General features: G+C 57.5%; 25 protein-coding genes and 1 tRNA gene. 12 read left to right on the top strand and 14 right to left on the bottom strand.

The genetic code is table 11. The features are described 5' to 3' along the window. Positions 1 to 20 precede the first annotated feature (20 nt). The 3 genes from CYR52_RS22580 to CYR52_RS03195 all read right to left on the bottom strand — a co-directional run bounded on the left by CYR52_RS22580 (position 21) and on the right by CYR52_RS03195 (position 1,033). On the bottom strand, positions 21 to 185 hold the full coding sequence (locus tag CYR52_RS22580; RefSeq protein ID WP_165698426.1) for a hypothetical protein: 165 nt from the start codon (positions 183 to 185) through the stop codon (positions 21 to 23). A 24-nt stretch (positions 186 to 209) separates the two neighbouring features. Beyond that, positions 210 to 350 (bottom strand): hypothetical protein, encoded by a 141-nt coding sequence (locus CYR52_RS22575; RefSeq protein ID WP_165698427.1) that lies wholly within the window; start codon positions 348 to 350, stop codon positions 210 to 212. 595 nt (positions 351 to 945) lie between these two features. Next, positions 946 to 1,033: transfer RNA gene (locus tag CYR52_RS03195), tRNA-Ser, on the bottom strand. Positions 1,034 to 1,252: 219 nt separating this feature from the next. Here CYR52_RS03195 and yccA point away from each other — a divergent pair. Together yccA and tusE are read left to right on the top strand one after the other, a co-directional pair. Further along, positions 1,253 to 1,909 (top strand): FtsH protease modulator YccA, encoded by a 657-nt coding sequence (gene yccA, locus CYR52_RS03190; RefSeq protein WP_072925639.1) that lies wholly within the window; start codon positions 1,253 to 1,255, stop codon positions 1,907 to 1,909. Between the two features lie 152 nt (positions 1,910 to 2,061). Further along, the gene (gene tusE / locus CYR52_RS03185) at positions 2,062 to 2,391 is read left to right on the top strand and encodes a sulfurtransferase TusE (protein WP_072925642.1); all 330 of its coding nucleotides are present in this window, start codon (positions 2,062 to 2,064) and stop codon (positions 2,389 to 2,391) included. Between the two features lies 1 nt (position 2,392). On the opposite strand, the gene yccX is transcribed toward tusE, so the two are convergent. Continuing rightward, positions 2,393 to 2,671, bottom strand: coding sequence for an acylphosphatase (gene yccX, locus CYR52_RS03180; RefSeq protein ID WP_072925644.1), 279 nt, complete (start codon positions 2,669 to 2,671; stop codon positions 2,393 to 2,395). Between the two features lie 91 nt (positions 2,672 to 2,762). Between yccX and rlmI the strand changes: the two genes are divergently transcribed. Together rlmI and hspQ are read left to right on the top strand one after the other, a co-directional pair. Next, on the top strand, positions 2,763 to 3,953 hold the full coding sequence (gene rlmI / locus CYR52_RS03175; protein ID WP_101827941.1) for a 23S rRNA (cytosine(1962)-C(5))-methyltransferase RlmI: 1,191 nt from the start codon (positions 2,763 to 2,765) through the stop codon (positions 3,951 to 3,953). 64 nt (positions 3,954 to 4,017) lie between these two features. Next, complete coding sequence (hspQ, locus tag CYR52_RS03170) at positions 4,018 to 4,335, top strand: heat shock protein HspQ (protein WP_072925650.1); 318 nt, start codon at positions 4,018 to 4,020, stop codon at positions 4,333 to 4,335. Positions 4,336 to 4,393: 58 nt separating this feature from the next. Here the strand turns inward: hspQ and CYR52_RS03165 are convergent, their stop codons facing one another. Further along, positions 4,394 to 4,813 (bottom strand): CoA-binding protein, encoded by a 420-nt coding sequence (locus CYR52_RS03165; protein WP_072925654.1) that lies wholly within the window; start codon positions 4,811 to 4,813, stop codon positions 4,394 to 4,396. Positions 4,814 to 5,064: 251 nt separating this feature from the next. On the opposite strand from CYR52_RS03165, the gene CYR52_RS03160 reads away from it, so the two are divergent. Continuing rightward, positions 5,065 to 5,736 carry a DUF2057 family protein gene (locus tag CYR52_RS03160; RefSeq protein ID WP_072925657.1) on the top strand — a complete coding sequence of 224 codons (672 nt, stop codon included), beginning with the start codon at positions 5,065 to 5,067 and terminating at the stop codon, positions 5,734 to 5,736. A gap of 136 nt (positions 5,737 to 5,872) precedes the next feature. Next, positions 5,873 to 6,331 carry a methylglyoxal synthase gene (locus tag CYR52_RS03155; protein ID WP_101827940.1) on the top strand — a complete coding sequence of 153 codons (459 nt, stop codon included), beginning with the start codon at positions 5,873 to 5,875 and terminating at the stop codon, positions 6,329 to 6,331. Between the two features lie 17 nt (positions 6,332 to 6,348). Here CYR52_RS03155 and helD read toward each other — a convergent pair whose 3' ends face one another. Further along, entirely contained in the window at positions 6,349 to 8,394 is a 2,046-nt protein-coding gene (helD, locus tag CYR52_RS03150) for a DNA helicase IV (RefSeq protein ID WP_101827939.1), read from the bottom strand. A 166-nt stretch (positions 8,395 to 8,560) separates the two neighbouring features. On the opposite strand from helD, the gene CYR52_RS03145 reads away from it, so the two are divergent. Both CYR52_RS03145 and yccS read left to right on the top strand, forming a co-directional pair. Further along, positions 8,561 to 8,998, top strand: a complete 438-nt coding sequence (locus CYR52_RS03145; RefSeq protein ID WP_101827938.1) for a YccF domain-containing protein — start codon at positions 8,561 to 8,563, stop codon at positions 8,996 to 8,998. An 83-nt stretch (positions 8,999 to 9,081) separates the two neighbouring features. Beyond that, positions 9,082 to 11,229, top strand: coding sequence for a YccS family putative transporter (gene yccS, locus CYR52_RS03140; protein ID WP_101827937.1), 2,148 nt, complete (start codon positions 9,082 to 9,084; stop codon positions 11,227 to 11,229). Between the two features lie 63 nt (positions 11,230 to 11,292). On the opposite strand, the gene CYR52_RS03135 is transcribed toward yccS, so the two are convergent. Further along, positions 11,293 to 11,919 carry a TfoX/Sxy family DNA transformation protein gene (locus CYR52_RS03135; protein WP_072925671.1) on the bottom strand — a complete coding sequence of 209 codons (627 nt, stop codon included), beginning with the start codon at positions 11,917 to 11,919 and terminating at the stop codon, positions 11,293 to 11,295. Between the two features lie 215 nt (positions 11,920 to 12,134). Here CYR52_RS03135 and sulA point away from each other — a divergent pair, with 215 nt between their 5' ends. Together sulA and ompA are read left to right on the top strand one after the other, a co-directional pair. Next, positions 12,135 to 12,641: an SOS-induced cell division inhibitor SulA gene (gene sulA, locus CYR52_RS03130; RefSeq protein ID WP_101827936.1), complete on the top strand. Its 507-nt coding sequence runs from the start codon at positions 12,135 to 12,137 to the stop codon at positions 12,639 to 12,641. Between the two features lie 356 nt (positions 12,642 to 12,997). Further along, a complete protein-coding gene (ompA, locus tag CYR52_RS03125) occupies positions 12,998 to 14,068 on the top strand; it encodes a porin OmpA (protein WP_072925676.1) in 1,071 nt (356 codons plus the stop codon). A 100-nt stretch (positions 14,069 to 14,168) separates the two neighbouring features. Here ompA and matP read toward each other — a convergent pair whose 3' ends face one another. After that, positions 14,169 to 14,624, bottom strand: coding sequence for a macrodomain Ter protein MatP (matP, locus tag CYR52_RS03120; RefSeq protein ID WP_072925680.1), 456 nt, complete (start codon positions 14,622 to 14,624; stop codon positions 14,169 to 14,171). A 209-nt stretch (positions 14,625 to 14,833) separates the two neighbouring features. Here matP and CYR52_RS03115 point away from each other — a divergent pair, with 209 nt between their 5' ends. Both CYR52_RS03115 and fabA read left to right on the top strand, forming a co-directional pair. Then, on the top strand, positions 14,834 to 16,585 hold the full coding sequence (locus CYR52_RS03115; protein WP_072926841.1) for an AAA family ATPase: 1,752 nt from the start codon (positions 14,834 to 14,836) through the stop codon (positions 16,583 to 16,585). Between the two features lie 66 nt (positions 16,586 to 16,651). Next, positions 16,652 to 17,170, top strand: coding sequence for a bifunctional 3-hydroxydecanoyl-ACP dehydratase/trans-2-decenoyl-ACP isomerase (fabA, locus tag CYR52_RS03110; protein WP_072925683.1), 519 nt, complete (start codon positions 16,652 to 16,654; stop codon positions 17,168 to 17,170). A gap of 60 nt (positions 17,171 to 17,230) precedes the next feature. Here fabA and rmf read toward each other — a convergent pair whose 3' ends face one another. The 6 genes from rmf to rlmKL form a co-directional block, all read right to left on the bottom strand. Beyond that, positions 17,231 to 17,401, bottom strand: coding sequence for a ribosome modulation factor (gene rmf, locus CYR52_RS03105; protein WP_072926843.1), 171 nt, complete (start codon positions 17,399 to 17,401; stop codon positions 17,231 to 17,233). Positions 17,402 to 17,683: 282 nt separating this feature from the next. Further along, a complete protein-coding gene (gene pqiC, locus CYR52_RS03100; protein ID WP_072925690.1) occupies positions 17,684 to 18,253 on the bottom strand; it encodes a membrane integrity-associated transporter subunit PqiC in 570 nt (189 codons plus the stop codon). Further along, on the bottom strand, positions 18,250 to 19,890 hold the full coding sequence (gene pqiB, locus CYR52_RS03095) for an intermembrane transport protein PqiB (RefSeq protein WP_101827935.1): 1,641 nt from the start codon (positions 19,888 to 19,890) through the stop codon (positions 18,250 to 18,252). The genes pqiC and pqiB overlap by 4 nt, the downstream gene beginning before the upstream one ends. Next, a complete protein-coding gene (pqiA, locus tag CYR52_RS03090) occupies positions 19,877 to 21,166 on the bottom strand; it encodes a membrane integrity-associated transporter subunit PqiA (protein WP_101827934.1) in 1,290 nt (429 codons plus the stop codon). Before pqiA ends, pqiB begins: the two co-directional genes overlap by 14 nt. A gap of 65 nt (positions 21,167 to 21,231) precedes the next feature. Then, positions 21,232 to 23,139 (bottom strand): ABC transporter ATP-binding protein, encoded by a 1,908-nt coding sequence (locus tag CYR52_RS03085; protein ID WP_072925700.1) that lies wholly within the window; start codon positions 23,137 to 23,139, stop codon positions 21,232 to 21,234. Positions 23,140 to 23,144: 5 nt separating this feature from the next. After that, complete coding sequence (gene rlmKL, locus CYR52_RS03080) at positions 23,145 to 25,265, bottom strand: bifunctional 23S rRNA (guanine(2069)-N(7))-methyltransferase RlmK/23S rRNA (guanine(2445)-N(2))-methyltransferase RlmL (protein WP_101827933.1); 2,121 nt, start codon at positions 25,263 to 25,265, stop codon at positions 23,145 to 23,147. Positions 25,266 to 25,366 lie beyond the last annotated feature (101 nt).

Genomic DNA, 25,366 nt, shown 5'->3' with positions numbered 1-25,366 from the left:
CGGAACCGGCCTGGGAAGCGTCACTCTTTGATGTAGCAGCGTTTAACGTCCAGCCGCGCCGCATCGTGGTTTTTGATATCGGAAAAGTATGTCATGCCGAACAACACAGAGACCACAATCAGGCTGGAGACGAGCAACGCAATGATTGCGATCAGCTTGTTGTCATCAAGACGTTTTTTGTCCATGTTACCGGCTCCCTGCATCATCCGTTATGTCACCAGCAGCGTAATGATCAGCGTGAAAACGATCAATGTACAGGATGTCAGCACCAGTACCGCCACAGCAAACTGCGCATCTCCCAGGGTTTCCTGGTACAACGGCTTCTCCGGGAGAGAAGATCTTTTTTTCACACCATCTCACTTTGCCACTGACGTGTTCATTACTGTCTGAGTTCACCACGGCCTGCCGGTATCGATGCCCTGATGCAGGCATTGCCGGCACGGCACATGATGAAGGTGATTCATTCACGACCGTTATGAACATATGATAAACAATCCATAAAAGTTGTGCCATCTCTGTCGGGTTGAAAATCCGGCCAGGCACTGCCCTGCACAGCCCAGGTACAAAAAAACCCTGCACCAGGCAGGGTATATTTTGAAAACGACATCATTTTACTTATTCAGGAGGCTACTGCTTACAGAAGTCCAGTCAGAAAAATGTGTTGTTCCCCGGCGCTTATCTCCGGTTGTCAGGCAAGTCAGCTCTTTAACGGAACACACAGCAGACAACTTCCGTTCGTCTATTGGCACTAATCCTAATTTAATTTTTACTTGCCTGTCGTGATGGCGATCACTTTCGGGGCGAAGAGAATATGGTTTGCGGGTAATTCAGAGCTGGATCACGTTTCGTGATGCCGGAAAGGGTAAACGCGCCGGACGGCAGAGCAGATGTCCTGAAACGCTGCAAAGCAAAAGGGGCTGCCTTTCGGCAACCCCTTAAATTTGATGGCGGAGGAGGTGAGATTCGAACTCACGGATAGTCGCCCATCGACGGTTTTCAAGACCGTTGCCTTCAGCCGCTCGGCCACTCCTCCGCAACGACGCGAACTATAAACATCCCTGATCGGCTTGTAAAGCCCGGGATGATTCAATCGCCTGAAAAATAGACGCATGCCGCGCAATCGCCGTAAAAACCAGCAGGCTGCCGCTTTTTCACTCGTCATGACCGCGTAAAGAAGGGTAAAACGTCTATGCGGCGCGGCACCAACTTTCTATGATTCTGTTTCTTTTCACTATACCTGGTGGGATCGCATATGGATCGTATCGTCGTTTCGTCACGTGAACGCTCACTGTTGAGCACGCATAAGGTGTTGCGTAACACCTATTTCCTGTTGGCGTTGACGCTGGGCTTCTCGGCCCTGACGGCAACGGCCAGTACGCTGCTGATGTTGCCGGCCCCCGGCCTGCTGCTGATGCTGGTCGGCTTCTATGGCCTGATGTTCCTGACGTACCGCCTGGCTGACAGCCCGGCCGGTATCCTGGCGGCGTTCGCCCTGACCGGCTTTATGGGGTATACCCTCGGCCCCATCTTAAGCTCGCTGCTGTCTGCCGGTGCCGGGGACATCATCATGCTGGCGCTGGGCGGCACCGCGCTGGTGTTCTTCTGTTGCTCCGCCTACGTGCTGACCACCCGTAAGGACATGTCTTTCCTCTCCGGCATGATGATGGCCGGGTTTGTGGTGTTGCTGGTGGCGGTGATCGCCAACCTGTTCCTGCAGATCCCGGCGCTTTATCTGGCCATCAGCGTGATGTTCATCCTGTTCTCCTCGGGCGCTATCCTGTGGGAAACCAGCAACATCATTCACGGCGGGGAAACCAACTATATCCGCGCGACCGTGAGCCTGTATGTGTCACTGTATAACGTGTTTGTCAGCCTGCTGAGCCTGCTGGGCTTCGCCCGCAGTAACTGATGCTGTGCCTGCTCACCCCGCTGCGGCGGGGTGACGCCCCCTTGCCTTTCCCTGAGACGGCCTTCACGCTGCTGCAACCTGCGAACGGTTATTGTTGGCACCGCCCCAATTTTGGTAAACTGCCCGCCGATTTTTCCCGTTTCTGAGGTTGTATGTTCGAGTTTGAAGGCCGCACCATCGACACCGATACCCAGGGCTACCTGAAAAACAGCGCGGACTGGCAGGAAGGGATGGCCCCGCTGCTGGCTGCGCAGGAAGGCATTACCCTGACTGACGCCCATTGGGAAGTGGTGCGTTTCGTGCGCGCGTTTTATCTGGAGTTCAATACCTCACCGGCCATCCGTATGCTGGTGAAAGCGATGGCGCAAAAATATGGGGAAGAGAAAGGCAACAGCCGTTACCTGTTCCGCCTGTTCCCTAAAGGGCCGGCCAAACAGGCCACCAAAATTGCCGGCCTGCCCAAGCCGGTGAAGTGCCTCTGACTTAATGCCGGATGCTGAAGTCGCTGTATTCCCCGGCGGCTTTGGGTTCCGTCAACACCCGGTCTACCCTGGCGCTTTTCGGCCCGCCCTGCTTCAGCCAGCTTATCAGCTGGTCCAGCTTCTCCTGCGGGCCGCAGGCCACTACTTCCACACTGCCGTCTTCCAGGTTACGCGCGTAACCGGTCAACCCCAGGCTTTTTGCCTGATGCTGCGTCGAGTAACGGAACCCGACGCCCTGAACAAGCCCATACACATAGGCAGAAACACAGACCTTTGCCATAATCTTCTCCTCATCTGGTGTGATTCGTTGCATTTTCGGCGTCATACTCCGACAATGTCGCTCTTTTTTTTAAGCTGGCAGCCTTTATATTATGACCGTACGTTTATATCTCGCCAAAGGGCGCGAAAAATCCCTGCTCCGCCGCCATCCGTGGGTTTTTTCCGGTGCTGTTCACCGCGTTGAAGGTGACGCCGTTTCCGGTGATACCGTTGAGATCTACGACAACCAGGGCAAATGGCTGGCACGTGGCGCTTACTCGCCCCAGTCCCAGATCCGTGCCCGCGTCTGGACGTTCGACAAGCAGGAACAGATTGATACCGCCTTCTTTGTCCGCCGGCTGAAGCAGGCCCAGCAGTGGCGTGACTGGCTGGCCAAACGTGACGGCCTGAACGGCTACCGCCTGATTGCCGGTGAGTCCGACGGCCTGCCGGGCATCACCATCGACCGTTTCCAGAACTTCCTGGTGCTGCAACTGCTCTCTGCCGGTGCCGAATACCAGCGCGCCGCCCTGCTGACTGCGCTGCAGGAATGTTTCCCGGAATGCGCCATTTACGATCGCTCTGATGTGGCGGTGCGTAAAAAAGAGGGCTTGCCGCTGGCCCAGGGCCACGTGCTGGGCGACATGCCGCCGGCCCTGCTGCCGATTACCGAACACGGCATGCAGCTGCTGGTGGATATCCAGCAGGGCCACAAAACCGGTTTTTACCTGGACCAGCGTGACAGCCGCCTGGCTGCCCGCCGTTATGCAGAAGGCCGCCGGGTACTGAACTGCTTCTCCTATACCGGCGCATTTGCCGTCGCGGCCCTGATGGGCGGTTGCGCGCACGTCACCAGTGTGGATACCTCCCAGGCTGCGCTGGACATTGCCCGCCAGAACGTCGAGCTCAACCAGCTTGATCTCAGCAAAGCGGACTTTGTCCGGGATGATGTGTTCCAGCTGCTGCGCGCTTACCGCGACCGGGGTGAAACCTTTGACCTGATCGTGATGGACCCGCCTAAGTTTGTTGAGAACAAAAACCAGCTGGCCGGTGCCTGCCGCGGTTATAAAGACATCAACATGCTGGCGATGCAGTTACTGTCGCCGGGCGGCATTCTGCTGAGCTTCTCCTGTTCAGGTTTGATGCCGGTTGAGCTGTTCCAGAAAATTTTGGCCGATGCCGCCGTAGATGCAGGGCGTGATGTACAATTTATAGAGCAGTTCCGCCAGGCGGCGGATCATCCGGTTATCGCGCCTTACCCTGAAGGCCTCTATCTGAAAGGCTTTGCCTGCCGGATGATGTAACTTGAAAACGTGCTTTTCGCCCCCATTTCTCTCAGGCAAAGGCACGGTTTCTCAGGAGGTCATGATGATTGCCAGCAAATTTGGTATTGGCCAGCAGGTACGCCATAAGCTGCTGGGTTTTTTGGGTGTCGTGATTGATATTGACCCCGAATACTCATTGGAAAAACCAAGCGCAGAAGAGGTTGCAGGTAATGAACGCCTGCGTTTTGCGCCCTGGTATCACGTTGTGATGGAAGATGATCAAGGCCAGCCGGTACATACGTATCTGGCCGAAGCGCAACTGGACAGAGAAGTGGCAGACGCCCACCCTGAACAGCCTTCTCTGGATGAACTGGCGGCAAAGATCCGCCACCAGCTTCAGGCGCCGCGTCTGCGCCATTAATGATGCTGCTGAGAAACGCCGGAGCCCAGACCTTGTCTGGGCTTTTTTATGGGCCGCGTCAGGCAGCGCGATGCAGGCCGAGGCGCGGGATCTCTATTTTCGGGCAGCGATCCATGATAACGCGCAGCCCGGCATCCTGCGCCAGTACCGCCGCCTGCTCGTTGATCACCCCAATCTGTAACCACAACACATCGGCCCCGATCTCAATCGCCTCCTGGGCCACCCCGTAGGCCGCCTCGGTATTGCGGAACACATCCACCATATCCACATGGCGGCCGATCTCTTTCAGCGATGCGACCACCGGCTGCCCCAGCAGGGTACTGCCGGCCAGTTTCGGGCTGACCGGGATCACCTCATACCCCTGCGACAGCAGATACGCCATGACGCCATAACTGGGCCGGGACGGATTATCACTCGCGCCCACCAGCGCAATGGTTTTCACCTTTTTCAGTACCTGTGCGATGTCACTGTCTTGCATCCTGATGCTCCCTTTGATGTGGTATCAGCCAAGTGTACGTCACCGGCGCGGATTACACCGGCAGCGGGCCACATTTTCTCAGTAACGGCCGCAAAAAAGTTCGGTTGCACCCAATATTCATCATCAAAACACATACTTTACGCCCCTCTCATTCACCTTAAAAATATATATAAATCAAATGGTTGAATGCTTTGACTCACCGGAAACCTTGCCGGACAATACGCCGGACTTTTTTGCTGAGGAACTGAGAAATGAAACGAGGATGGATAGTCACCGGCCTGCTGGCGCTCTCTGTGTGCCTGCCTGCCACCGCGGCCACGCTGGCGTTGTCGCCGGACGTTGATGTACTGGTGGTTGACGGTAAAAAGGCGGCGGGGTCGTCGCTGAATCAGGCTGAGCAGCTGACACTGGCACCGGGCCGGCATCAGTTGCTGTTCCGCGTCTCCAGAGTGCTGCGCGCCGGAGCGCGTGACCAGTACCTGTACCATTCGTCACCGCAGATTGCGGCGTTCGATATCCCGGCTGAGGGCGCATGGCAGCTTACCCTGCCGCGGCTGGAAAATGACGCTGACGGCAAACGCTTTGATGCCCACCCGGATTACCAGGTTGTTGATGGCAATCAACACCCGCTGCCGGTGCGCCGCGACACGCTGCAGATCCCCGGCCTGAGCCTGGGTGCCGATCTGGAAAAAGCGATAGCGGAGTATAACGCCGCGAACCAGCCGGCCTCGGTGACGGCGCTGTTACCTGCCGCAGCCGCCAGCCCGGCGCTGCCGGCCACATCCGGCACCGTAAGCCAGGCTTCCGTCACCGTACAGGGCGAAAACGTGGCGGAGCAGATGCTGCAATACTGGTTCCAACAGGCGGACGCCCCAACCCGCCAGCGCTTCCTGAACTGGGCCGAAAAACACCCGGCGCGTTAATCCCTCCAGGCGCTTTTTACCCTAAAAAGCGCTTTTTCCTATGGCTTCCCGCTTTTTTCAGCCATCAGCCATTTGCAGGAAAAACCAGTTTCAGTACTCTGTCCGTTATCTCTTACCTTTGATAAAGGGCTTTTATATGGAATTCACCACCCGCACCATTGGCATACAAAAACACATCGCGCTGGTCGCCCACGATCACTGTAAAAATATTCTGCTGAGCTGGGTTGATGAGAATAAGGCGTTGCTGGCGGAGCATCGGTTGTATGCCACCGGCACCACCGGCAACCTGGTACAGCGCGCCACCGGGCTTAAGGTGACCAGTATGCTCAGCGGCCCGATGGGCGGGGACCAGCAGGTCGGCGCGCTGATCTCTGAAGGCAAAATCGATATGCTGATTTTCTTCTGGGATCCGCTCAACGCCGTGCCGCATGACCCGGACGTCAAAGCGCTGCTGCGCCTGGCGACGGTGTGGAACATTCCGGTCGCCAATAACCGCTCGACGGCGGATTTCCTGATTGAGTCCAGCCTGTTCCGCCGGGAAGTGCAGGTCACCATCCCGGACTATCAGCGCTATCTGCAGGATCGTCTGAAATAACCCGGCCGGGCGCGCCATTACGGCTTACGCTGCACCGGCACGCCCCGCTTCTTCAATTCGTCCACAAAACGGGACGGGTTACCGGGCGAATAAAGCAGCCACACCCGCCCGGCCGCCCTGGTCAGCGCCGTATACAGTAACCGGTGCTCCTGCTCGTGCGTTGCAGCCCCTTGTACCGGTGTTAACACCTGATCGGCCGCTGTCTCCCCTTCCGGGGCCGGAAAACCTTCATGCCCGCCCTGCAACCCCAGCACTATGACGTACTCCGCCTGTTGCCCCCGGCTGCCATGAAGAGTGGAAAAACGGAGATTGAGCTTCGGCCAGCGGGTTGCCGCTTTCTGCACGATGGCGGGGCGCAAGGCAGCGTGGCGGGCCAATAACAGCACCTGCTCCGTGGGGGAAACAAAGCCGCTCAGTTTGTCCAGCAAGGCATCCAGTTGGTCATCCGGCAACAGCTGGAGGCTTTTTTTATCGCCGCGGCGCAGGCTGGTCAGCGCGGGGCGGCCCTGCCCGGGCGGCAGCGGGATAATGCCGGCCGCCACGTCTGCAATAAGATCATTCAGCCGGTAGGTGGTTTCCAGTTCACACTGCGCATGGGGCTTATCAAAAAGGGAATACAGCGGGCCGTCCGGGCTGGTGGTGTCGCGGCCTGCCAGCACGTTATCCAGCACGGCAAACAGGCCGGTATGGCTGTTCTGCGCCCGCAGGGCAACCAGCAGCTGCACCCAGGGCGGGGAGACGGCGTGGAGGTCGTCCACCAGGATCTGTTTCCAGGGGCTGATAAAGCGCCCTTTATTGAGTACATCCATTGCCTGATGCAACAGCGCGCCGGCATCCACCGCCCCCTCCTCTTTCAACGCCGCTTTCCAGGCTTTCAGTAACGGTGCCAGCAGGCGCATCTGTTTCTGGAACGCGCTCTGCAGCGCCTCCGGCGCTTCACTTAACATTTCTGCCTGGCTGCCGCCGTGGTTGCGCATCAATGCCAGCCACTGATCCAGCCGGGGGGCCAGCTGTTCCCCCAGCGCCCGGTTTTTCCAGAAGGCTTTGTCAGGGATCGCCCAGCCCAGGTCGTCCGTCAGCAATGTGCGCCACCCGGCTGCCTGGGGCTTTTTCGTCTCGCACTGCTGCTGCCACACTTTGAGCAGCATTTTCCGGCGCGCGCTGCCGTCCTCTTCCAGTTTGCTGATTTTCGGCACTTTTCGCCCGCTTTGGGCGATGATTTGCAATGCCAGCGCCTGAAACGTGAGGGCCTCCACCCCGGCCTTGCCCAGCCGGGCAGCGATCCGCTGGTTCAACGCGTCCGCGCCCTGCCGGTCAGGAGCCAGCAACAGTATCTGTTCAGGCGCGGCCTCCCCCCGCTGCAACAGCCAGCCGGCACGCGCTGCCACCAGCGCGGTTTTGCCGCTGCCCGCGCCGCCCAGCACCTGCACCGTCTCTTCACCGTTCACCACCGCCTGCACCTGGGGCGCATTCAGCGGGCCTTGCTCTACCGAGGCAAAAAAGGGTGCATACTCCGCTGCCATCCGCCCGGCCCAGGCCCGGTTCCGCGCCTCACACTGCGCCCTGCCCTCGTCCAGCCAGCGCAGGCAGTGCTCACAGGCCTCCCGGCAGGCGGCGAACTCCGCCATGCGCGCCACCGGCATCGGCAGCGCCTCAAATGCCTCCCGGATACCCTGCTGCAACGTGGCCAGATCATGCTCCGTCAGCCAGCGCGGCTGTTGTTCTGCCTGTGCAATCACCGCCTGCTGCGCCACCAGCACCTGCGCGCTGATCTCAGCCATCTCCTCACTCCACTGCTGCCAGCGTGAAAAGAGATGATGGTAAAAACGCTGGGTCTCCTGCCATTCGGTGCCGTGCAGCCGCACTACTTTCCTTTCCGGCAGCTCAAACTCCAGCTCCCCCCACACGATTCCTCGTTTACACTGAATAGCGATCAACTGGTTAAAGGGGATCAGGTAGTGGTGTTTATCCCCGCTGACTTCCACACCGGCGTTAAGCAGCCTTACCCGGTTATAGGGGTGCTGAGCCAGATGTTTGCCGAGGGGCGTCGCTTTGAGTTCCATAATTCTGTGCCATGAAAGTAAAGGGCTTTTTACTGTGCCGGTGCCGGTCTGCCTGGAGCAGGCAGAGAGGCTCCCGCGTGAAAAAAAGAGTAGACTCTGGGGTTGTGGCACGGCCATAACGCACACACATCCCTGTTGGTTTTTTATTTAGAGCACATTTCTTATTATGCGTACTGTACTGAATATCTTAAATTTCGTGTTAGGCGGCTTTTTTACTACTCTGGCCTGGGTGCTGGCAACGGTGGTCAGTATCGTCCTGATCTTTACCCTGCCGCTGACCCGCTCCTGCTGGGAGATTACCAAACTTTCGCTGCTGCCTTACGGTAATGAGGCGATTCACGTTGATGAACTTCATCCGGAGAGCCGTAACGCCGTGCTGAGCAGCGGGGGCACCTTGCTGAATATTGTGTGGTTCCTGCTGTTTGGCTGGTGGCTTTGCCTGTCCCACATCGCGACCGGGATTATGCAATGCGTGTCAATTATCGGTATTCCGGTGGGGCTCGCCAACTTCAAAATTGCGGCCATTGCGCTCTGGCCGGTAGGCCGCCGGGTAGTCCCGGTCGAAGTGGCCCAACAGGCACGGCTCAATAACGCCCGCCGCTGATGAATGCCGGGCCGCCGCCACCCGGTGGTTGCCCGCTTTTCCGGCCCTGAGCCGGGCTGACCTTCTCGCTTCCGGAGTCTTTTGTGCTCGCTTACGCCCCCGGCCTGCGCCGGTATATTTATAACAGCAGTATTCTTTACTATATCCGCATCACCCTGGCCCTGACCGGGGCAGCGGCAGCACCGTGGTGGCTTGGGCAACCGAAGCTGACCATTCCGCTGACGCTTGGGGTGGTGGCGGCGGCCCTGGCGGATCTGGATGACCGGCTGGCCGGCCGCCTGCGTAATCTGTTTATCACCCTGCTGTGCTTTTTTATCGCCTCGGCCTCTATCGAGCTGCTGTTTCCCTACCCGTGGCTGTTCGCGGCCGGGCTGATGTTGTCCACCTGCGGCTTTATCCTGCTGGGCGCGCTCGGGCAGCGCTATGCCACCATCGCCTTCGGCGCGCTGCTGATTGCCGTCTACACCATGCTGGGCACGTCGATGTACCAGGTATGGTATCAGCAACCGCTGCTGCTGTTGTGCGGTGCTGTCTGGTATAACCTGCTGACGCTGATGGGGCACCTGATTTTCCCTATCCGGCCGTTGCAGGAGCAGATTGCCCGCAGTTTTGATCAGCTGGCCCACTATCTGGATGCAAAATCCAACCTGTTTGACCCCGACCTCGAAGAGGGAGACCAGCCCTTGATTGAGGTCGCGATGGCCAACAGCGCACTGGTGGCGACCCTGAACCAGACCAAAATCTCACTGCTGACCCGGCTGAAAGGCGATCGTGGCCAGCGCGGCACCCGCCGCGCCCTGCACTACTATTTTGCCGCGCAGGATATTCATGAGCGTGCCAGCTCCACCCATGCGCAGTACCGCGAACTGAATGAAAAATTCCGCTACAGCGACATCATGTTCCGCTTCCAGCGGATGCTGAGTATGCAGGCCCGCGCCTGCCAGCACCTGGCCCAGTGTGTTTTGCTGCAACAGTCTTACCAGCATAACAGCCAGTTTGAGCGGGCTTTCAGCCAGTTGCAGGCGACCCTGGTGCGCCTGGCTGATGACCCGGATAACCGTGATCCGCTGCGTGCCTTACAGCATCTGCTGAAAAACCTGCGGGCGATTGACGCCCAGCTGGCCAATATTGAATCGGAACAGGCGCTGGCAACCGGCCAGCAACAGGAAACCCGGCTGGCCGAGGAGCGCCTCTCCGGCTGGGGCGATATGCTGTTGCGTTTCCGCCGCAACCTGACGCCGCAATCGGCCCTGTTCCGCCACGCCATCCGTATGTCGGTGGTTTTGTGTGCCGGCTATAGCTTTATCCAGGTCACCGGCATGGATCATGGTTACTGGATTTTGCTGACCAGCCTGTTTGTCTGCCAGCCTAACTACAATGCCACCCGCCGCCGGTTGGCGCTGCGGATTATCGGCACTCTGGCCGGGGTGCTGCTGGGCTTGCCGATCCTCTATTTTGTGCCCTCCACCGAAGGGCAACTGGTGCTTATTGTCATCAGCGGCGTGCTGTTTTTTGCCTTCCGGAATGTGCAGTACGCCCATGCCACCATGTTCATCACCTTTCTGGTGCTGCTCTGCTTCAACCTGCTGGGCGAAGGGTTTGAAGTCGCCCTGCCGCGTGTGATCGATACCCTGCTGGGGTGTGCCATCGCCTGGGCCGCCGTGACCTTTATCTGGCCTGACTGGCGCTTCCGCCAGCTTCCGCTGGTCATTGATAAGACACTGAATGCCAACTGCCGTTATCTGGATGCCATCCTGGTGCAGTATCACCAGGGGCGTGACAACCGGCTCGACTACCGTATCGCGCGCCGGGACGCGCACAACGGCAATGCAGAGCTGGCCTCCGTGATTTCCAATATGTCCGTTGAGCCGGATGCCAGTGCCACGATGCAGGAGCAGGCGTTCCGGCTGCTATGCCTGAACCATACGCTGCTGAGCTACATTTCGGCGTTGGGCGCCCATCGCGGGCAACTGAATGACAGCAACGTGCTGACGATCCTCGACGATGCCGCCTGTTATGTTGACGGGGCGCTGCATCTGATGGCGAATGATGCCGGGCGGCTGCAACGGCTGCTGGCGGGCCTTTCACAGCGGGTGGCGGCGGTGGTGCCGGAGGCGGAAAGCCGCGAGCAGCTGGTGCTGCAACAGGTCGGGTTAATCCTGGGCCTGCTGCCTGAATTAATCGCGCTGCATCAGCGGCTGACCCGCCCGTCACCTGACCCGCAGGCGTGACTGAACCACCGCTTTTACTGAACAATGCAATCACGATGGCCAGCCGGGCGCTGGCCATCTCTTTCAGCGGCGGTATTTGGTGGCTGCCTCAGGGTGCTGCGCCTCATACCAGCTACGCAACTCATCACGTTTTTCCGCCGGCAGGGCCGCTTCGTGGTAACCGGTGACGGCCCCCTCCAGGGCATAGAGCACTTTAAGGCTGAGCGGAATATCATCCGTATCCAGTTTGAGATAGCATGCCTTTGCTCCCTGCGCTTTTAACTGTTCCTGATTGTGGATACCGGCTTGTAACAGCAGGCTTTCCAGATGCCCGCCGATGTTGGGCAAGGCTTTCAGCCGCTCACGGTTCTGCTTTTCTGCCAGCTCCTGCCTGGCCCCATTCAATGCCAGGGTAGCCAATTGCAGAAACAGGGCCGGATCCTGCCAGCCCGCCTCGGTAAGCTGAAAATAAGAGAGTGTCAGGGGCAGGCCACGCCGGATATAACGTAACCGCGTCATCTGATGCCGGTGGAATACCTCTTCTATTTGCGCCGTTGCCCTCAGGTAGACCTCACCCTGCAAAAACAGGCCAAACATGGTGTTATCAGCCAACAGCCCATATCCCCCAAACTGGGAACGTGTATGAATTTCCCCCAATGGAGCCAGTATCTGTTTTGCCTGATCGATCCTTTTTTCGTATAGGTTCTTCATTACTATTTCCTTTAGTAAATATATTCGCTACCTAAATAATTTCATTAAGAACAAGGAATTACAAAATACGGAAAGTTACCGGCGCTGCCAATGACAAAATGCCGTTACAAGGATTTACGTATCAAATCTGCGAGACGTATTGAAAGAATCGCATTGATCTTTGTGGAAAGTGGGGATACTGTATATACATACAGTGACATCGGAGCAGGGAAATTATGCGTCCATCTTCTCATAACTATCAGACCGGCGAACACGCTCAGATAACCATGCCATCCTCCTCTTTTCAGGCGCCTGCGGCTCAGCCCGGTGGCCTGGTCAGTGAGTTCGTTTACAGTGATGATCAACCTGCTCTGGCCCAGATTCTTCTTCCCCTTCTCCATCATCTGGGTACTCAGTCACGCTGGCTGCTCTGGCTGGCACCGCAACAAAAACTGAGCCGTAACTGGCTGCGCCATTCCGGCCTGCCGGTAGACAAAGTGGTACAGTTACGCGCCATCCAGCCGACCTCCACGGTCGATGCCATGGAAAAAGCGTTGCAAAGCGGGAATTACAGCGTGGTATTAGGGTGGTTACCGGAACTGACTGAGAAAGAGCGGGAAAGGCTGCAACGGGCCGCGCAATCGGGGCATGCTTACGGTTTCATTATGCGGCCTCAATATGAGGGACGCGCAGGCCGGGGACATCTGCCTTCACTTAAAATTCACTCTCCCCGCTTTCATTAAAAGAAATTAGGAATATTCTCATGAAAAAAGCCTTTTTTTCGGCCAAAAGCGCTTTCAACAGCGGTTTTGGCGGCTTGTTTAACGCTTGTTAAGGGTTTTTTTCACGTAATTTCGTCACCAATTGCCCGAACATGTTAAAAATTATGTACGTTTTGCGCCTTTTTGCGGGTTCAGGAAAACTTCATACTTGTAAGTTTCACACCACGTTGTAGACTTTACATCGCCAAGGTTGCTCTATAAGGCCAAATTAATTGGCAAAGTAACTAACGGAAGCAATAACCTTGGCGAAGGATTTTAACCAAGGGCTTATAACAGCTTAAAGCTCATTGCCTATTTGGATGATAACGAGGCGCAAAATGAAAAAGACAGCTATCGCATTAGCAGTGGCACTGGCAGGTTTCGCTACCGTAGCGCAAGCCGCCCCGAAAGATAACACCTGGTACACCGGTGCTAAAGTGGGCTGGTCCCAGTTCCATGACACAGGTTTCTATGGTAATGGCTACAACGGTGTTGGCAATGGCCCGACCCATGACAGCCAAGTGGGTGCAGGTGCGTTCGCGGGCTACCAAGCGAACCAATACCTGGGCTTTGAAATGGGATATGACTGGCTTGGCCGTATGCCTTACAAAGGCAGCGTCAACAACGGTGCTTTCAAAGCACAGGGCATCCAGCTGGCAGCTAAACTGAGCTACCCAATCTATGATGACCTGGACCTGTACACCCGTCTGGGTGGTATGGTTTGGCGTGCTGATTCCACCGCTTCTGTGAACGGCAACCGCATCAGCGACCACGACACCGGCGTTTCCCCGCTGGCAGCTGTTGGTGTTGAATACGCACTGACCAAAAACTGGGCTACCCGCCTGGACTACCAGTGGGTTAACAACATCGGTGACGCAGCGACCGTTGGCGCACGTCCTGACAACGCCATGCTGAGCCTGGGTGTTTCTTACCGCTTCGGCCAGGACGAGATGGCTGCTCCGGCACCAGCTCCGACTCCGGCACCGGCTCCGGTTGTTGAAACCAAGCGTTTCACCCTGAAGTCTGACGTTCTGTTCAACTTCAACAAATCCACCCTGAAAGGCGAAGGCCAGCAGGCTCTGGATCAGCTGTACACCCAGCTGAGCTCCATGGATCCGAAAGACGGTTCCGTTGTTGTTCTGGGCTTCAGTGACCGTATCGGTTCTGACCAGTACAACCAAAAACTGTCTGAGCAGCGCGCTCAGAGCGTTGTGGATTACCTGGTATCCAAAGGTATCCCGGCTGACAAAATCTCCGCACGTGGCATGGGTGAAACCCAGCCGGTTACCGGTTCTACCTGTGACAGCGTGAAAGGCCGTGCTGCCCTGATCAACTGCCTGGCACCAGATCGCCGCGTAGAGATCGAAGTTAAAGGCATCAAAGACGTTGTAACTCAGCCGCAGGCTTAAGTTAAACGTACGTGATTTTAAAACCCCGCTCCGGCGGGGTTTTTTTATGGGAGGTATAAACCGGGAAAGAGAAGAAGGAAAGGGAGGAGCCCAGCGGGCATTACTCTTTTTTCGCCAGGATTTCTTGCAAATCCTGCCTCAGGGAGGACATCTGGCTGGCGTATTTTTCTTTGCGCTCTGCATCTTCAATCAGCTGTACCACGGTTTCGGACAGCGTGACGCCGCGCCGGCGTGCCAGGCCTGCCAACCGCTGCCAGACCAGAAACTCAAGGTCGATAGATTTTTTGCGGGTGTGCTGATGCTCAGCATTAAAATGCCGTTTACGCCGCGCCCGGATAGTCTGTTTCATCCGGTTGTCGAGGGCCGGGTTCATATGCCGGGTGATCCATTGCAGCACATTGACCGGATTGCTTTCCATTTTCAGTAATTCGTGTACGGCTTCTTGCGCAGCGCTGTTTTCAAGATAGCGGGTAATGCGTTCCCCTTCCCGGTGCTTTTTTACCAGGTATTTCCATTTCCATCCGCTTTCCAGATTTTCCAGTTGCTGATATTTCATCGCGAGCCTTAATGTGACCGTGTAACTTTCTTAAGCATAACAGTTTTGCCGGGAGTTTTTATGAATTTTCACCGTCTCGCTTGTCTGTTTTTTACACAGCCCAGCATTATTGTCAAACCGCATTCGCCGAAGAATAACTCTGCTTATATGCAGCCTTCGTTATTCTTGTATAATCGCCCTTTCCCTTTTTGCTGATTGACCCTAACACTTTGACCAATAACCGACTTGAATGGCAGTCACTCGTTCCTGACGCCGCGCCTTACCAGACATTATTCGCTACGGCGCCTGACTTGGCCCCGATAACCTTCGCAGTGACCCAGCCCCGCCTGGAAAATGGCCTGACGCTGTTCTGTCATCCGCAGTCGCGCCCGCGCATCATGACGGTTAAAGCCCAGGAGAGTCGTGCCTATCTTGCGGTGATCGCTGAAGCGGTCGACAGCCTGCTGCCGGATGACGACCAACCGATCGGCAGCCATTATCAGATTACCGGAACCCAGGCGACGCTTGCCGCGTCCCTGCCCCGGCGCGGCCCTTTTGTGGCGGACACGCGCTGTCTCTACCGGGAATGGATTGAGCCGGAGCAATTATTCGGCCGCGCCAGCCTGTTTAATGGCGAAATCGTGCTGCACCCCGGTGCCGTACATCAGGTTAACGGCGGGGTATTAATCCTCAGCGCCCGTACCCTGCTGGCACAGCCGCTGATGTGGCTGCGCCTGAAACAGATCATCAGTGAGGGGCTGTTCCGCTGGGTTTCTCCGGATGAAACGCGCCCGCTGCCGGTGAATATCCCGGCGATGCCGCTGGATCTCAAACTGATTATTGTGGGTGACCGCCCCGGCCTGGCCGATCTCAATGAGATGGAGCCTGAGCTGGCGGAGCACGGGTTATACGGTGAGTTTGAAGGCGAATTGCCGCTGACCGACCCTGAGGATATGGCCACCTGGTGCGCCTATATCAACAGCCTGGCCGACAGCCAGAACCTGCCGCGCCCGGCTGAAAACGCCTGGCCGACGCTGTTAACGCAGGCAGTGCGTTTCAGTGGCGACCAGGGCAGCCTGCCGCTCTGCCCGGAGTGGATCAGCGCCCTGCTTTCTGAAGCCGCCCTCTATAATGAAGAGACGCTGCTGGATGAAAAAGCCCTTGATGCCGCGTTACAGGCCAAAGCCTGGCGTGAAAGCTATCTGGCAGAACGGATGCAGGATGAGATTGAGCTGGGCCAGATCCTGATTGAAACCGAAGGCGAAGTTATTGGGCAGATCAACGGCTTATCCGTGCTGGAATACCCCGGCCACCCACGCGCCTTTGGCGAGCCGTCACGCATCAGTTGTGTGGTGCACGCCGGTGACGGTGAATTTAATGACGTCGAGCGCAAAGCGGAACTGGGCGGTAATCTGCATGCCAAAGGCATGATGATTATGCAGGCCTACCTGATCTCTGAATTGGATCAGGATCAGCCGCTGCCCTTCTCTGCATCACTGGTTTTTGAGCAATCTTATGGTGAAGTGGATGGCGACAGCGCCTCACTGGCTGAGCTGTGTGTGCTGATCAGCGCCCTGGCGCAACAGCCGATTAACCAGCAGATTGCGGTGACCGGCTCCGTAGACCAGTTCGGTAACGTCCAGCCGATTGGCGGCGTGAACGAAAAAATTGAAGGCTTCTTTGAAGTCTGCCAACGGCGCGGCCTGACCGGCAAGCAGGGCGTTATTCTGCCGCTGTCTAACCTGCGCCATCTCTGCCTGCAACCGCAGGTGGTAGATGCCGTGCGTGAGGGGCAGTTCCATCTGTGGGCGGTCTCCTCTGCGGCAGAGGCATTAACGATAATCACGGGCGTAACGTATGCTGACGAGCAGCAACCCAGCTTACTGGGCGCCATTCAGGATCGCATAGCACAAGTCACCGCGCATGAACGCCGGCACCTGCCCTGGTTCTTACGCTGGTTAAACTGGTTCAGCCGCGGCTGATCGGACTTGTTCAGCTTACACATGTAAGCTAATCTGCGACCTTCATTAAAATAAGGCTACATCGACATGGTAGAAAAACGCGACTCTTACACGAAAGAAGATCTGGAAGCCTCCGGCCGCAGTGAGCTGTTTGGCGCAGGCGGCCCACCGCTGCCGTCAGGCAATATGCTGATGATGGACCGCATCGTTAAAATGAGCGAAGACGGCGGCAGCCATAACAAAGGCTACGTGGAAGCGGAGCTGGATATCAACCCTGACCTGTGGTTCTTTGGTTGTCACTTTATTGGTGACCCGGTCATGCCGGGCTGCCTGGGTCTGGACGCCATGTGGCAGCTGGTCGGTTTCTATCTCGGCTGGCTGGGCGGTGAAGGCAAAGGCCGTGCGCTGGGCGTGGGCGAAGTGAAGTTCACCGGTCAGGTTCTGCCGACCGCGAAAAAAGTCACTTACCGCATTAACTTCAAGCGTGTGATCAACCGTAAGCTGATCATGGGCGTGGCAGACGGCGAAGTACTGGTCGACGGTAAAGTCATCTATACCGCCAGCGACCTGAAAGTGGGCTTGTTTAAAGACACCAGCGTCTTCTAAGCCCCCAATAAAAACCTCCGCGCCTGGCGGAGGTTCTTCCCTTTTCTTACAGGGCGCCGCTTATGCAGCGGTCACGGCCCTGTCCTCCATGGCTTGTCGCCAACCTCCCAACCAGTGAGACCGGGCGTCCAACGATTGATAGGGACATAATTCCCTGGGACGACCTGAAATACCTGCGTGATACCCGCGTGAATGTGCCCGTTCCAGGCGATCGCGTTTTTGTCTCTTCATCATATGCCTTATTTCCCTCATTCATGGTCTGGTGGAAAGAAAACAGTGGTCGCCGCAGTCTGCGCACGCCACGTTTAAGCAATAGCCCTTTAAGAGGGGAAGATCAATGCGCAATATTCACGCCAATGTCACATTTGTGAGGTATATAAGCAGAATCAGGTAACTCACTGATGTAAATGATGATGATACAACTCGTTGATTACTATAAGAATAAATAAAAAGCCCGATGAGCAGACCGCATTCAGCGATCCCATCACCGGGCTTTACCCTTTTTTCAGATGACTATTTTACGTAGGCGGCAATGACGTCAGCTTGCTGTTGCCAGCCCTGCGCCAGGGTGCGCACCAGCGTGTCATAGCCATCTTCCGGCTGATCCAGTTGCAGGTTAAACGGCTGGGTAACGGTTTGGCCGTTCTGTGTCAGCGTCCACTGCCCGCTGACCACCGCTTTGCCGTCATAACGCCCGTGGAAACCCGTAACCGTCACGTTCAGTACGTCCTGATCGCCGGCCAAGGTCTGCGCTGACACCAGCCAGCCCGGCAGATCCCGGCTCAGCTGTGTGACCAGGTTCTGTTGCAGTTGCTGCTCCAGTGGGCTGGCCCACAGATTGTCCTTGGCGATGACGTACTGCACATCGTTAGTCTGGTACACCACCCCACTGCCGTTCAGGTAATCCGCGACGCCCACCTGCTCAATCCATAACTGGCGTTGCGTGGTCTGCGCCTGTGTGGCTGACGCAGCCGCAGCCGGCTGCGTGGGTACCGGCAATTGATAGTAGGTTTTGCCGCTGTCATCACTGCTGCACGCGGCCAGCAGGGCAGCCAGCGTGACAGGAAGTATCCATTTCATCATTTTTTGGCCTTCTTCGGCTGAGGATCGGGGCTCTCTGACGCTTCAAACACCAATGCATTGCTCTTGTCATTGATGGTGCGCAGTACCGGTTGCAGTTCGCGCATCACCTGATCGAGGCGCTGCATATCCGCGACCATTTTGGTGTACGCCGGTGAACCGGGCTGGAAGCCTTTCATGCTGCGGTTCAGCTCCAGCAGCGTTTTCTGCATGTCCGCCGGCAGGTTCTGCATCTCTTTGCTGGAGGTAATTTTGTTCAGCGAGGCCATCGTGCGCTGTGTTTCTGCCAGCGTACGTTTACTCTGCGCCAGGGTCTGCGTGGCTTCTTCAATCAGCGGGTTCAGCGGCAGCGCATTGATCTTGTCCAGCGTCATCATGACTTTCTGCTGGATCTGCGCCAGGCCGCCGCTGGTCGTCGGCAGGAGTTCATAGCCGCCCAGTTTACGCGGCCCTTTCCACGCCTTCTCATTCGGGTAGAAATCAAGATCGATATACAGCGCGCCGGTGAGCAAGTTACCTGACTTCAGCGACGCCCGCATACCCCGTTGCAGGGCATCTTTCAGGGCCGCTTCCATATCAAAGTTTTTGCCCAGTTGTTTGGTGAAGCGATCGGGTTCAATGCGGATCAACACCGGGATGCGGTAATCGCTGTCCATTTGCTGTTCAATACCGGGAATGGTGAACGGGACTGACGAAACGGTGCCCAGCCGGATGCCGCGGAACTCCACCGGCGCGCCCGGCGAGAGGCCACGGATCGAGTCAGAGAAGAACATCACAAAGTCGCGGTGTTCCGTGTAGAGCGAATCCTGGATGCTGCGCTGATCGTCAAACAGGGTGTATTCCGCATGTTCCTGCGCCTGTTCCCCGCGCTCCCAGCCGTTCGGCACATCAAAACTGACGCCGCCGCTGAACAGCGTGGTCAGCGATCCCATCTCCACCCGCATACCCTGCGAGGACATATCAAAGTTGACGCCGCTGTCTTTCCAGAAACGCACGTTGCTGGTCACCAGCGAGTCATACGGCGCATTGATAAACAGCTGATAATGCATTGAGCGCGTCTCGGTATCAAACCGGCTGGTCTCCACTGAGCCGACCCGGTAACCGCGGAACAGCACCGGATCGCCGGGGTTAAGCTGGCCGGAGCGTTCGCTGTCCAGCACCACGCGGATCCCTTTGGCATCCGGCGCGGCCAGCGGCGGGGAGTCGAGCAACTGGTATTGCGCCGGTTCCTCGCCTTTGCGGCCCGGTTGCAATTCAATGTAAGCCCCGGAAAGCAAGGTGCCGAGGCCTGAGACGCCCTCTTTGCCAATCTGTGGTTTCACTACCCAGAACGCGGAGTCCCCTTTCAGCAGCTTTTTCATGTCCGGGTTCAGGCGGGCTTTAAGGATCACGTGGTTAAGATCATCGCTCAGCGTCACACTTTCCACCCGGCCGACGTCAACGTTGCGGCTTTTAATGGTGGTTTTACCGCCCTCAATGCCTTCGGCTGTGGTGGTGATCAGGGTCACTTCCGGCCCCTGATGGCTGAAGTGGTAGAACAGGATCCAGGCGCCAATCAGTGCCGTCACAATCGGCACAATCCATACCGGTGACCAGCGCTTGATCTTCTCCACCCGGGCGGTGCCTTCATTTGCTGTCAAGATGCAGCTCCTTTTGGTTTTTTCTATTCAGACCATCCCAGCTTAATCTGGGATCAAAGGTCATGGCGGCAATCATCGTCAGGATCACCACCATGGCAAACAACACCGCAGCGACCTGCGGATACACATTCATCAGCTGCCCGATTCTGACCAGCGCGGAGAGCACCGCAATCACAAACACATCGATCATTGACCAGCGGCCGACGAACTCCACGACTTCATAGATCAGGTGCATCCGCTCGCTGTCACGCTGCCGGTCAGGGTGGCGCGCGTCCCAGCAGAGCCAGGCGATCGCCATCATCTTCAGCGTCGGCACCATGATGCTGGCGATAAAAATCACCAGCGCCACCGGGTAGGAGCCGTCGCTCCACAGCAATATCACGCCCGCCATAATGGTTGAGGGAGCCGGGTTACCCAGCAGCTCGGTATTCATGATCGGCAGGACATTAGCCGGGATGTAGAGCAGCGCCGCGGTGATCAGCAGCGCCATTGTCCATTGCAGGCTGTGTTTTTTGCGCAGGTGCCCTTTGGTGCCGCAACGCGGGCACTGCTCCTGCCCGGCCGGTAACACCGCGGTGCAGCAGGGGCAGGCGCGCAATTGCTGCTGCAACCCGCTCTGCCCCACCCGCAAGACGCGCCCCGGTACGGGTGCGGGCGCGATGTCATTCCAGAGGGTGCGGCGGTCCAGGCACTGGAACGCCCGCACCTGCAACAGGCAGAACAACACATACGCGTAAAAGCTCAGGTTGATGCCGATATTGCCGTACGCCATCAGCTTGACGAAGCTGACCAGCACACCGGCCAGGAAAATTTCCACCATGCTCCAGGCTTTCAGCATAAACAGCCAGCGAGCCAGCCTGACTTTCAGCGACTGCGGCATCTGCACCCGCAGGCAGAGCAGAATAATAGTGACCATGCAGAACGCGGGCACCAGCTGCACAAACAGGATGAACATCCCGGCCATGCTGGCGTAATCCTCTGACATCATCACCTGCGGGATCTGGTACAGCGTAATCTCGCTGCTCAACCCTTTGACATGGATACTGACGAACGGAAAAAGATTGGCGAGCAACAGCATAAACAGGGCGCTTAACGCAAACACCATTGGGCGGCGGCGTGGTTCAGCCCAGGCAGTCTGGAGGGTGGTATGGCAGCGCGGACAGTTTGCCCGGTTGCCGGGAGACAATGCAGGCAACGCGACCATCAGGTCACATTGCGGGCATAACAGGGGATCATCAGAACGATGCACGTGCACGGCTTTACTCCTCAACGGCATGGCGCTCTCAGCGGCATAATGCTCCTTTGCAGGGGATGGCGGCCGGGAGCCGGCCGCCGTGTTTCTTATCCGTTTTTCTGTGCTTCGAGGCTTTCCCAGCGCTCGAAGGCGGCTTCCAGGTCGCTTTCTGCTTTTGCCAGTGCATCGATAACACGTTGTGTTTCGTCATGCGGCTGGCTGAAGAAACCGGCATCGCTCATGGTGTCCTGCAATGCGGTGATCTCTTTTTCCAGCGCATCAATGCGTTGCGGCAACTGCTCCAGTTCACGTTGCAGATTATAGCTTAGCTTGTTTGCCGGACGTTTGGCGCTGTCCGCTTTGGGTGCGGCAGCGGGGCTTTTCTCCTGCACAGCCGGGGCCGCGCGCAGGGAACGGGTGGCGGCACGCTGCTGATGGGCATCATGGTAACCGCCGACGTAACTGTTGATCACGCCCTGCCCTTCGAAGATCCAGCATTCGGTCACGCAGTTATCCACAAACTCACGGTCGTGACTGACCAGCATCACGGTGCCCTGGTAGCCGTCGATCAACTCTTCCAGCAGCTCCAGCGTTTCGACGTCGAGGTCGTTGGTCGGTTCATCGAGGATCAGCAGGTTGCTGGGGCGCAGGAACAGGCGCGCCAGCAGCAGGCGGTTACGCTCCCCGCCTGACAACGCTTTCACCGGCGTCATGGCGCGTTTCGGGTGGAACAGGAAGTCCTGCAAATAGCCCAGCACATGGCGGGAACGGCCATTGACCATCACTTCCTGTTTGCCTTCGGCCAGGTTGTCCATCACCGTGCGTTCCGGGTCCAGCTCGGCGCGGTGCTGGTCAAAGTAGGCCACTTCCAGCTTGGTGCCGCAATGTACCCGGCCGCTGTCGGCTTTCAGCTGGTTGAGCATCAGCTTCAGCAGGGTGGTTTTACCACAGCCGTTCGGGCCGACCAGCGCAATTTTGTCACCACGCTGCACCTGGGCGGTGAAATTGGACACCAGTTGCTTGTCGCCGACGCGGTAGCTGACATTTTCCAGCTCAAACACGATTTTGCCGGAACGGCTTGCCTCTTCGACCTGCATTTTCGCAGTGCCCATGACCTCACGGCGTTCGGAACGCTCACGGCGCAGCGCTTTCAGGGCGCGCACGCGCCCCTCATTACGGGTACGGCGCGCTTTGATGCCCTGACGGATCCACACCTCTTCCTGCGCCAGCTTGCGGTCAAACTCCGCGTTTTGCAGCTCCTCGACCCGCAACGCCTCTTCTTTGGTGGTGAGGTAGAGATCGTAATTGCCTGGGTAGGAGACCAGCTTGCCGCGATCCAGATCCACAATGCGCGTTGCCATATTGCGGATGAACGAACGGTCGTGCGAGATAAAGATAATGCTGCCCTGGAACTCTTTCAGGAACCCTTCCAGCCAGTTGATGGTTTCGATATCCAGGTGGTTGGTCGGCTCATCCAGCAGCAGAACCTGCGGGGAACTCACCAGTGCCCGGCCCAGTGCCGCTTTACGCAGCCAGCCGCCGGAGAGCGAGGAGAGCTCCGCGTCGCCGTTCAGCGAGAGCTGTGCCAGCACCTCCTGGATACGGCTGTCGAGCTGCCACAGCCCCTGATGGTCGAGGATTTCCATCACCTGCGCCATTTTGGCCAGGTTCTTCTCGCTCGGGTCGCTTTCTACCAGATGGGAAATGGCGTGATACGCCTTCAGGTGTTCCGCCTGTTCGGCGACACCTTCGGCCACAAAGTCAAACACCGTGCCGCCGATGTTGCGCGGCGGGTCCTGTTGCAGGCGCGCCACGATCAAATCCTGCTCATACACGATGCGGCCATCATCCAGCGGCACTTCGCGGTTCAGGATTTTCATCAGCGTGGATTTCCCCGCGCCGTTACGGCCGACCAGACAAACACGTTCATTAGGCTCGATGTGGAGTTCGGTGTTATCCAGCAGAGGGGCATCACTGAAGGAGAGCCAGGCACCTGACATACTGATTAAAGACATAAACGTTACTTTTCCTCGCCGGCGCGGGTGAGCAGCCAGCAGTTGTGAATCTGACGGTTACGGGCAAAATCCTGGGACTGCGTCTGGGCGGTGATCTCTTTCGCCACCAGGCCGAGTTCGGCCAGACCGGCCACGTCCATCTGGAAGCCGCGTTTGTTGTTGGAGAACATAATGGTGCCGTTGCGGCGCAGCAGACGGGTCAGGTGCTTCATCAGCGCCAGGTGGTCACGCTGCACGTCAAAGGAATCTGCCATGCGTTTGGAGTTGGAGAAGGTCGGCGGATCGATGAAAATCACGTCGAACTGCTCGTTGGCCTCGCTCAGCCAGGAGAGGCAATCTGCCTGGATCAGGCGGTGCTGGCGGCCGGTCAGGCCGTTGACCCGCAGGTTTTTCTCCGCCCACTCCAGATACGTCCGGGACATATCCACGGTGGTGGTGCTGCGCGCGCCGCCAAGCCCGGCGTGTACGCTGGCGGTGCCGGTGTAGGCAAACAGGTTCAGGAAATCTTTCCCTTTGGTCATCTCACCCAGCATCCGGCGGGCGATGCGGTGGTCCAGGAACAGGCCGGTGTCGAGGTAGTCGGTCAGGTTGACCCACAGTTTGGCGTTAAACTCCTGCACCAGCAGGAACTCGCCTTTCTGCGCCAGTTTTTCATACTGGTTTTTGCCTTTCTGCCGCTCACGGGTCTTCAGCACCAGTTGGTTGGACGGCAGATCCAGCACCGACAGCGTGGCGTTGATCACGTCAAACAGGCGCTGGCGCGCTTTCTGCGCATCCACGGTTTTCGGCGGCGCATACTCCTGTACCACCACTTTGCTGCCGTAGCGGTCCACCGCCACGTTATATTCCGGCAGGTCGGCGTCATACAGGCGGTAACACTCAATGCCCTGCTGCTTCGCCCACTTCTCCAGCTTACGCAGGTTCTTGCGCAGGCGGTTGGCGAAATCCTCGGCGATCTGGCCGCCGGCCACGCCTTCGGCGTTCTCCGCCAGCTGATAGTTTTTCTGCACGCACTCCAGCGGGCCGTTTTTGGCCTTGAACTGGCGCTCTGCCCGCAATTGCAGGCAGCTCAGCAACTCCGGCGAGGCGCTGAACAGCGACAATTGCCAGCCGCCGAACTGGGTTTTCATGATGCGGCCGAGCAGGTTATGCAGCGCGATCAGCGCCGGTTCACTCTCCAGACGCTCACCATACGGCGGGTTGCTGATCACGGTGCCGCGCGGGCCTTCCGGCAGCGGGTTGACCAGCTTACTGACATCACCGCTGTTGAAGGTAATCAACTCCGCGACACCGGCACGGCGGGCGTTGGCACGCGCCATCTCAATCACACGGCGGTCGATGTCCGAGCCGAAGAAGCGGGAGGTCGTCTCCTGCAGGCCACGGCGGGCGCGCACCTGCGCCTCAGTGGTGACTTCGCGCCACAGGTCGGCGTTGAAGTCTTTCCAGGCGGTAAAGCCCCAGTGTTGGCGATGCAGGCCGGGCGCACGGTCAGAGGCGATCATCGCCCCTTCAATCAGCAGCGTACCGGAACCGCACATCGGGTCGAGCAGCGGCGTGCCGACAGCCCAGCCGGAACGCAGCACAATCGCCGCCGCCAGGTTCTCTTTCAGCGGGGCCGCGCCGGTCAGGTCACGGTAGCCACGCTGGTGCAGGCCGTCGCCGCTCAGATCCAGCGCGACGCTGGCGGTGTCACGTTGCAGGAACACATTAACGCGGATGTCCGGCTGCTGTTTCGCCACGTTCGGCCGCTGGTCAATTTTGCGGGTGAAGCTGTCAACGATGGCATCCTTGACCTTCAGCGCGCCGTACTGGCTGTTGCGGATTTCATCATTCAGGCCGCTGAAATGCACGGCAAAGGTTTTGTCCACGCCGAACACTGACGGCCAGTCAATCGCCATCACGCCGAGGTAGAGGTCCAGATCGCTGTGCACCTTGAATTCATTCAGCGGCAGCAAAATACGTGACGCCAGGCGGCTCCACAGCAGGCTTTGGTACAGAAGACGATCGTCGCCCTGAAAATGTACCCCACCCTGTACCACTTTACAGGCGTGGGCGCCCAGCGCTTCCAGTTCGCTTTTTAACAGTTCTTCCAGACCACGCGCCGTGCTGGCAAACAGAGAGTTCATATCGACTTATCACCAAATAGAAAATTGTTGCGCATTATAGCTAATCCCACCCGCTTGTCATAAAGTTGCTGACTCTCATTTATGCCGGCAAGGAGTCAGCA

Origin of the sequence: Chimaeribacter arupi, assembly GCF_002858805.1 — a bacterium.
GTDB lineage: Bacteria > Pseudomonadota > Gammaproteobacteria > Enterobacterales > Enterobacteriaceae > Chimaeribacter > Chimaeribacter arupi.
The sequence above is the reverse complement of the archived record's forward strand: the minus strand, read 5'-3'. Positions and strand labels throughout refer to the sequence as shown.

Bases quoted from the DNA above. Each gene is read 5' to 3' on its own strand.
- matP (WP_072925680.1), bottom strand. From the start codon at position 14,624: ATGAAATATCAGCAACTGGAAAATCTGGAAAGCGGATGGAAATGGAAA.
- CYR52_RS03155 (WP_101827940.1), top strand. From the start codon at position 5,873: ATGGAATTCACCACCCGCACCATTGGCATACAAAAACACATCGCGCTG.
- helD (WP_101827939.1), bottom strand. From the start codon at position 8,394: ATGGAACTCAAAGCGACGCCCCTCGGCAAACATCTGGCTCAGCACCCC.
- CYR52_RS03145 (WP_101827938.1), top strand. From the start codon at position 8,561: ATGCGTACTGTACTGAATATCTTAAATTTCGTGTTAGGCGGCTTTTTT.
- rlmKL (WP_101827933.1), bottom strand. From the start codon at position 25,265: ATGAACTCTCTGTTTGCCAGCACGGCGCGTGGTCTGGAAGAACTGTTA.
- pqiA (WP_101827934.1), bottom strand. From the start codon at position 21,166: ATGCCGTTGAGGAGTAAAGCCGTGCACGTGCATCGTTCTGATGATCCC.
- yccX (WP_072925644.1), bottom strand. From the start codon at position 2,671: ATGGCAAAGGTCTGTGTTTCTGCCTATGTGTATGGGCTTGTTCAGGGC.
- tusE (WP_072925642.1), top strand. From the start codon at position 2,062: ATGTTCGAGTTTGAAGGCCGCACCATCGACACCGATACCCAGGGCTAC.
- hspQ (WP_072925650.1), top strand. From the start codon at position 4,018: ATGATTGCCAGCAAATTTGGTATTGGCCAGCAGGTACGCCATAAGCTG.
- CYR52_RS03085 (WP_072925700.1), bottom strand. From the start codon at position 23,139: ATGTCTTTAATCAGTATGTCAGGTGCCTGGCTCTCCTTCAGTGATGCC.
- ompA (WP_072925676.1), top strand. From the start codon at position 12,998: ATGAAAAAGACAGCTATCGCATTAGCAGTGGCACTGGCAGGTTTCGCT.
- CYR52_RS22580 (WP_165698426.1), bottom strand. From the start codon at position 185: ATGGACAAAAAACGTCTTGATGACAACAAGCTGATCGCAATCATTGCG.
- sulA (WP_101827936.1), top strand. From the start codon at position 12,135: ATGCGTCCATCTTCTCATAACTATCAGACCGGCGAACACGCTCAGATA.
- CYR52_RS03165 (WP_072925654.1), bottom strand. From the start codon at position 4,813: ATGCAAGACAGTGACATCGCACAGGTACTGAAAAAGGTGAAAACCATT.
- rlmI (WP_101827941.1), top strand. From the start codon at position 2,763: ATGACCGTACGTTTATATCTCGCCAAAGGGCGCGAAAAATCCCTGCTC.
- CYR52_RS03135 (WP_072925671.1), bottom strand. From the start codon at position 11,919: ATGAAGAACCTATACGAAAAAAGGATCGATCAGGCAAAACAGATACTG.
- fabA (WP_072925683.1), top strand. From the start codon at position 16,652: ATGGTAGAAAAACGCGACTCTTACACGAAAGAAGATCTGGAAGCCTCC.
- yccA (WP_072925639.1), top strand. From the start codon at position 1,253: ATGGATCGTATCGTCGTTTCGTCACGTGAACGCTCACTGTTGAGCACG.
- rmf (WP_072926843.1), bottom strand. From the start codon at position 17,401: ATGAAGAGACAAAAACGCGATCGCCTGGAACGGGCACATTCACGCGGG.
- CYR52_RS03160 (WP_072925657.1), top strand. From the start codon at position 5,065: ATGAAACGAGGATGGATAGTCACCGGCCTGCTGGCGCTCTCTGTGTGC.
- pqiC (WP_072925690.1), bottom strand. From the start codon at position 18,253: ATGATGAAATGGATACTTCCTGTCACGCTGGCTGCCCTGCTGGCCGCG.